The sequence below is a fragment of the Thermodesulfobacteriota bacterium genome, from assembly GCA_036397855.1.
Classification (GTDB): Bacteria; Desulfobacterota_D; UBA1144; order Nemesobacterales; family CSP1-2; genus DASWID01.
Genome location: DASWID010000094.1, coordinates 1 through 3,982 on the forward strand (window position 1 = coordinate 1; position 3,982 = coordinate 3,982).

4 protein-coding genes are annotated in these 3,982 nt (G+C 42.3%); 3 read left to right on the forward strand and 1 reads right to left on the reverse strand.

The window, feature by feature from the left end; translation table 11 throughout:
• Nucleotides 1–409 (reverse strand): phosphomannomutase (locus VGA95_07245; GenBank protein ID HEX9666342.1); only part of this gene is annotated, 409 nt, incomplete at its 3' end.
• A 115-nt stretch (nt 410–524) separates the two neighbouring features.
• Between VGA95_07245 and trpE the strand changes: the two genes are divergently transcribed.
• From trpE to VGA95_07260, 3 genes are all read left to right on the forward strand, one after another.
• Nucleotides 525–2,012, forward strand: a complete 1,488-nt coding sequence (gene trpE, locus VGA95_07250) for an anthranilate synthase component I (GenBank protein ID HEX9666343.1) — start codon at nt 525–527, stop codon at nt 2,010–2,012.
• Nucleotides 2,013–2,081: 69 nt separating this feature from the next.
• Complete coding sequence (locus tag VGA95_07255; protein ID HEX9666344.1) at nt 2,082–2,657, forward strand: aminodeoxychorismate/anthranilate synthase component II; 576 nt, start codon at nt 2,082–2,084, stop codon at nt 2,655–2,657.
• Nucleotides 2,658–2,724: 67 nt separating this feature from the next.
• Nucleotides 2,725–3,982: AMP-binding protein (locus VGA95_07260; GenBank protein ID HEX9666345.1), on the forward strand; the 1,258-nt coding region annotated here is incomplete at its 3' end.

The window sequence follows — 3,982 nt, forward strand, 5'->3', positions numbered from 1 at the left end:
TTCCTCCTTCAGCAATTTTTCTGATTTTTTGTATGCCTTCTCCAAAGAGTGAATCCTTATCCACACAGAGTTTAATTCCGTTATACTGGCTTGGGTTATGACTTGCCGTGATTATAACTCCCCCATCAACGTCGAGATTGAAAAGGGAGAAATAGACCATAGGAGTTGAAACCATGCCTAAATCAATAACATTGATTCCAGCTGATGTAATGCCTCGAATCATTGCTTCAGAAAGACGGGGAGAACTTAGTCTACAGTCGTGTCCAATAGTCACACCATCTTTTCCGATCTTTTCCATGTATGTGCCATAGGCTTTACCTATTGTCTCGACTACTGCTTCATCAATGTCCTCATCAACTACTCCTCTAATATCATACTCTCTGAAGATCCGGGGATTGATTGTTAACATTGATCATGGGCCTCCGGTGTTACATCGATAATTTTTCATAGCAATACAATATACATGGTTCTTTCGTCAAAGCACTTTCTTGACTTTGAAAACTCCCCTTTATATCATTCTGAGCATGATTTTTCCTTCTTTTACAGAATTTAAGGAGAAGCTAAAAAAGGGAAATCTAGTGCCCGTCTGGGGAGAAATATTTGTCGATTTCGAAACCCCTATATCCGCTCTCAAGAAGATCGACGGTGGGAGTTATTCTTTCCTGCTTGAAAGTGTAGAAGGCGGGGAAAAATGGGGGCGATACAGCTTTCTTGGATCTGATCCATCTTTGATATTTAGGTCGAAGGGAACTTATATTGAAATTATAGAGAATGGCATAATAGAGAAACAGAATGGAAATCCCATTGACTCTTTAAAGAATCTCCTTTCAAGATATCGTCCTGTGGTTTCTCCAGAATTGCCAAGATTTTATGGAGGTGCTGTAGGCTATTTCGGTTATGATATCGTAAGATTTATTGAAAAGCTACCCGAGCGGGCAAAAGATGATCTCAGATCATGGGATTCTTATTTTATGATAGCAGACTCGGTACTTGTATTCGATAATATAAACCACATCATGAAGGTTATCTCTAATGCGTATGTCTCAAGTATAAGTGAGGCAAAGAAGGTTTATGACGATGCTGTACTTAGAATAGAGAACCTGATAGATAAGCTTCACTCGCCACTTCCACTCTTTAAGAAAACTCCTATCAATAGATCAGTAAATGAATCAAGCCTCTTTGAATTTAAATCGAATTTGAACCCAAAAGAGTTTATGGAGTCGGTAGAGCGGACAAAAGAATATATTCAAGCAGGTGACATAATACAGGCAGTAATATCTCAAAGATGGAGCACAAAACTAGATGTTTTACCATTTGATTTATATAGAGTGCTAAGGGTCTTAAACCCATCCCCTTATATGTTTTATCTAAAAATGGGAGATGAATATCTTGTAGGTTCTTCGCCAGAAGTGATGGTTAGAGTAGAAGGTGAAAGAGTAGAAAATCGTCCTATTGCAGGAACCAGACCAAGAGGGAAAAATGAGGATGAAGATACAATACTTGAAAAGGAACTTATATCAGATCCTAAAGAGAGAGCAGAGCATATAATGCTCGTCGACCTTGCTAGAAATGATCTAGGAAGAGTGGCTGAGGTTGGTACGGTAAGAGTCGATGAACTCATGACTGTTGAGAAGTACTCTCATGTAATGCATATAGTATCAAATGTTATTGCAAAACTGCAGCGCGGGAAAGACGCCTTCGATGTCATAAGGGCTACTTTCCCAGCTGGAACACTTTCGGGTGCTCCAAAAATCAGGGCGATGGAGATAATCGAGGAAATGGAACCGAGCAGGAGAGGTGCCTACGGTGGGGCCGTTGGGTATTTCAGCTTTTCGGGTAACATGGACACCTGTATCACAATTAGGACATTCGTAATAAAAGGAGAAGAAGTTTTCATACAGGCAGGAGCAGGAATTGTTGCTGATTCAGATCCTGAAAGGGAATATAACGAGACTGTAAACAAGGTTAAGGCTCTTATAAAAGCAATTGAGGTAGCTAAGGCAGGAATTTAACCCTAGTTAAAAGTGGAGCGATATTTATTAAATTCAAATTGAAATTTATAGAGATGCAGGGGAAAAGAAATGATTCTCATGATTGATAACTACGATTCATTCACATATAACCTTGTTCACTACCTGGGTGAGCTCGGGGAGGAGGTTGTAGTTTTTAGGAATGATAAAATTACTTTGGAAGGCGTGGGTAGACTTGATCCGGAGATGATATTGATTTCTCCTGGTCCGTGTACCCCAAAGGAAGCCGGTATTTCGGTCGATTTGATTAATGAGTTTTTTGGAAGAAAACCAATGCTCGGGGTTTGTCTGGGTCATCAATCACTGGCATATGCAAGGGGTGGAAATATTGTAAGAGCAAAAAGACTTCTGCATGGTAAGACCTCTATGATACATCATGACGCGAAGGGTATTTATTCCGGGATACCCGATCCCTTTGAAGCAACGAGGTATCATTCCCTCATAGTTGAAGAGAAATCACTGCCCGATGAATTTGAGATTTCAGCATGGACAGATGAAGGGGAGATAATGGGTATAAGGCATAAAGAATACGTGATCGAGGGGGTTCAGTTTCATCCTGAGTCAATTCTCACACATTTCGGAAAAGATATTTTAAAAAACTTTTTAAATATTGCAAAGAGAAACTAATATTCATATTTACTGCTGTTATATTTTGTATTCATGTGTGCACTTGTATCAGTGAATAGAGGAGCTCATGCTTTTATATTTTAGACCGCGAGATTCCAAATTTATCGGTGAGGGCACACTGCCGCATGGCCCTTTTGACGACACGAAAAAGTGGCTGCCAATAACGCGTTACCTCGAGAGGGGAGCGGAGATCTTTCCCGACCAGACGATGTTTAGGGTGGCTGACAGGGATGGAAACCTCATCGAGAGCTATTCTTATAAGGAGACAAACGAGTGGGCCAATAGGGTTGCCAACGGTCTCAGAAAGAATTTCGGGATAAAAAAGGGCGATAAGGTTGGCATTTATATGATAAATTGCTCGGAGTATATCGTGTCAATCATCGGGATTCATAAAAGCGGGGCTGTACAGGTGCCAATAAATAAGGACGAGAAGGGTGAGAGGTTGGCCTATGTCATAAACTATTCGGATATGAAGGCTTTGGTGATCGATCCCGATAGCCTTCCACTACTCCAAGAGATTGCTAAGGATCTGACAAAAATTAAGACTATATTTATGACTGGAGATCCAAGGGCGGTGCCCGATGAGATCAGTGAAATCAAGGCACTGCCTTTTTCGACATTCAACGAATTCTCATCAGATAATCTGGGCATTGATGTCACAATAGCGGACATGGAACGCTGCATGTTTACATCAGGGACAACCGGTATGCCAAAAGGGGTGGCTAGGGACCACGGTGGTGTAATTCTAACCGCTAGGGGTTATATTATGCAGCATGGCGTGCGGAACCAAGATGTTTTGATGAGCGTGCTTACATTGGGTCATGCTAATGCCCAGGTGATGTGTCTTTTCACCGCCATAGGTGCTGGGGCGACTGCGGTTTTTTATCCTCGTTTTTCTGCTTCGAATTTCTGGAAATGGGCGACTGACTGCGGTGCAACCTGCACTAATATGCTCGGAGCTGTTTCGGAATATCTCTGGGCCGCACCACCCGGTGAGTGGGATAGAAAAAATAAAGTTCGTATCGTTCTTTCCGGTCCCGCACCAAGAAATCTAAATGAATTTGAAGAAAGATTTGGGATTCGGGCGATAGACGGTTATGGGTCTACGGAGATGGGTATGGTAACTTGGAAGGACCCGGAGGATTTTCGCCCCGGTTCATCCGGGTTTCCCATGGAAGGGTACCATGTAGAGCTGAGAGATCCCGAGGATACAAGCAAGGTCCTCCGTCCCTTCTGGGATCCGGTCGAAAATCCCAGCCCCCCCGATGATGCGAAGGGATTGCTCTTTATAAAACCATTTATTCCCCACACGACGCTTACCGAGT